Annotated in this window: 3 protein-coding genes and 1 pseudogene; all 4 read right to left on the reverse strand. The window is 49.5% G+C overall.

The window, feature by feature from the left end:
* Positions 1-86: 86 nt before the first annotated feature.
* Positions 87-1,679 (reverse strand): hypothetical protein, encoded by a 1,593-nt coding sequence (locus GX016_10070; GenBank protein ID HHT71890.1) that lies wholly within the window; start codon positions 1,677-1,679, stop codon positions 87-89.
* A 41-nt stretch (positions 1,680-1,720) separates the two neighbouring features.
* Positions 1,721-1,825 (reverse strand): annotated as a pseudogene (locus GX016_10075) (BlaI/MecI/CopY family transcriptional regulator).
* Positions 1,826-2,023: 198 nt separating this feature from the next.
* A complete protein-coding gene (locus GX016_10080) occupies positions 2,024-2,575 on the reverse strand; it encodes an NADH peroxidase (protein ID HHT71891.1) in 552 nt (183 codons plus the stop codon).
* Positions 2,576-2,703: 128 nt separating this feature from the next.
* Positions 2,704-2,838, reverse strand: a 135-nt coding sequence (locus GX016_10085) for a hypothetical protein (protein HHT71892.1), incomplete at its 5' end; no start/stop codon positions are given.

A 2,838-nucleotide genomic window follows, 5' to 3' on the forward strand; every position in this document is an offset into this window, starting at 1 on the left:
GTTTATCCCTGTTAACTGCAAATTAGCCTAATGCAAGTGAAAAACCGCCCTTTCAGGCGGCACGTCAGAGAGGTCTGAAAACACGTTCAGTTATTAGTCGCAGCAAGCATTTGCAGAAGCAACCAGGAGCCGGGCTTATTTTTCTTCATATAGTCGTCGCCGTGTTTAGCGCGCAGATTTTCTGCCTGCTTCTTGAAAGCATCGTACCAGTCCTGGCCGGTATTAGCCAATAGACCAATGTCCTCTTTCTTGCCGACAATATCTCTGCAGGCCGAAGCCATGATGTGGCCGTCAAGCCCGGTCTGACCACCCTGTTCAAACAGATTGAAGCAATAACGAAGCGTGTAGTTGCCGTAATAGATCATTTCTCTGTATTCTATCGGGTGCGCGTCGATATAAGCCCGGGGATTTGATGCTTCGGCGGGAGAGGAGCAGATGGTTTCAACAAGCTTGGCCAGGTGTCCGGATACGGGCACATTCCCGTACTCAATCGCCTGTGCGTAGCAGCTCTGTATGTGTGCCACAATATATTTCTGGGTGTCAAGAGCATCCTTGTAAATGTCGGCAGGGAACTTCTCTTTGATGGAGGGGGCGTAATAGCTTCCGTCCTGCGGCGTCCAATACTCCTTCAGCTTGTATTCTCCGGCAGCGTTCTTCTTAAACGTGATTGCCACCGGCATGTGGCTGCCGCTAGTTTCACAAAAGCCGCTGCCCGCATAACCAAACTCCTGATAGAGCGCCATGGCGTAGACCATGGTCGTGTTGCCGCTCTCAACGGTTTTGAGAACGGTATGGGCTTCGGCGGCAAAATCGCTTTTATGGTACTGACTGATATTAGTGGTAAGAATTGCGTCGGCGACGCAGGCGTCAAGGTTGGTGCGATCCACACCACTGACTGTTGTTAGCAGCCTGACGAGTTTTTTATAAAGACCATCGTCTATGCGGATGTAATGACCGTCCGTCCCTCGCTGCATAACTGCCTTACCGTCCAGCAAATAGGCATAGTAGTCCGTGGACGTACCGCCGGAATAGGTGGCGCGAAGCAGATAGCATTCATCCAGCGTGGTGACGTCCACTCCCGGCCAGGCGGCGGATTTTACCATACAGCTCATAATGATGTCCGAAGCGAGTTGGACCTCATCTGCCGACAGTAGCGTTAGGGTACGCAAGACTGCACCGTTCCCGAGCTGCATCAGACTATAACTGACTGGCATCGTTTCCGTTTGTGGGATATCGAAAGCTGTGTTGATGATGGCAAGCACTTTTTCATAGTCGTCTTTGCCTATGGTATAGTACCGCCATTGCTCATTCATCCGCACCATTGCCAGAAGCGGTTCTGATTCGTAAAATCTGAGTTCTTGATCTTCGTTCCACTCAATTTGCAGATCGGGTGTAAGCTCAAGCGGCGACTCCATTTTCTTTACCGTCCAATTAACGCTCTCCAAATACTCCGCCACCCGACGAGCCGAAATATTAAAGCCTCTGTCCCGACCCGGCGCGCGGGATACAAACAATTCCTCTCTCTCGTAAGATACCTTGGCCAGGTTTTTTATGTTAAGCATTGATAAATCCTGTTTTTTCGTGTCGGCCCCCTTAAAAGTGCAGCTTGTGCAGACGGCGACAATCAGCAGGACAGTCACCATGGCCGGGATAACATTTTTGGGATTCTTGATGTTCATGTTTATTTGTCCGCCTCCTTTTCCGCCGCGCGCAAGATGGCTTAAAGCTCATGGGTATCGTCTTTTGTCAGTGCCTTTTGACCGGCCAAAAATACCACCATGAGTCCAACGCTACCGCCATAGACCTTGGAAAGAAAGCTCGAGGACACCCGGAGTAAAGAAGTGCATAATTCCATGTTAAGTATTCCCTCTGTCACCGGTGCAGTCCTTCTTTAAATCAACAAGTTGCTTAAACAGCAGCAGTTTCGAAGCGCTAGAACGCGGGCCACAAGAGAGAGAAATGCTACAGAAAAACCGATAGACGGCGTAGCCTTCCGGCTACACCGTCTCCTGAAAAATTTCCCCTATTTCCCGAAGTATCTCTTTAACAGTCCGGCAAAAGCTGCTCCGTGCCGGGCTTCGTCTTTACACATCTCGTGAACGGTGTCATGAACAGCATCGTATCCTAGCTGCTTGGCTTTGGTGGCCAGGTTCTTCTTCCCTAAGCAAGCCCCATGCTCGGCTTCTACTCTCAGCTCCAGATTATTTTGGGTGCAATCGGTAACTACTTCCCCTAATAGCTCAGCAAACTTCGCCGCGTGTTCTGCTTCTTCCCAGGCAATCCTCTTGTAAGCCTCGGCCACTTCCGGATATCCTTCGCGGTCAGCCTGACGGCTCATGGCCAGGTACATACCTACTTCTGTACACTCGCCCATAAAGTTGTCTTTTAAGCCCTGCACCACTTCCGGGTCCAGGCCTTGGGCAACGCCGACTTTATGTTCATCGGCCCAGGCTAGCCCTTGATCTTCCTTTTTCTCGATAAACTTATCGTTGCTAGCTCCGCATTGCGGACACTTGGCCGGCGGGTTATCCCCAGTATGAACGTAACCGCAAACAGTGCACACAAATTTTTTCATAAATAAATACCTCCTTAAGATGGCTCTTGCCTTAGTTTGCTGATCAGCTATTACTATCCTCATCTCTTATTATTGATCATAGTTACTAATATTGTGTTTGTCAAGTCTTTTTTAAAGGGCCTCCTGGTTCATTCGTTTCCCGTGTCTTTGGCGCTTGCCTCTTCCATCAGTTGAATATACACCATAAGTTCTTTGCGGGAGGTGACATTCAGCTTCATATAAATACGCCGGTTGTGGGTCTTGATGGTATTGATGGACAGGCA

This window comes from Bacillota bacterium, from assembly GCA_012837285.1.
Taxonomy (GTDB): Bacteria; Bacillota; DTU030; order DUMP01; family DUMP01; genus DUNI01.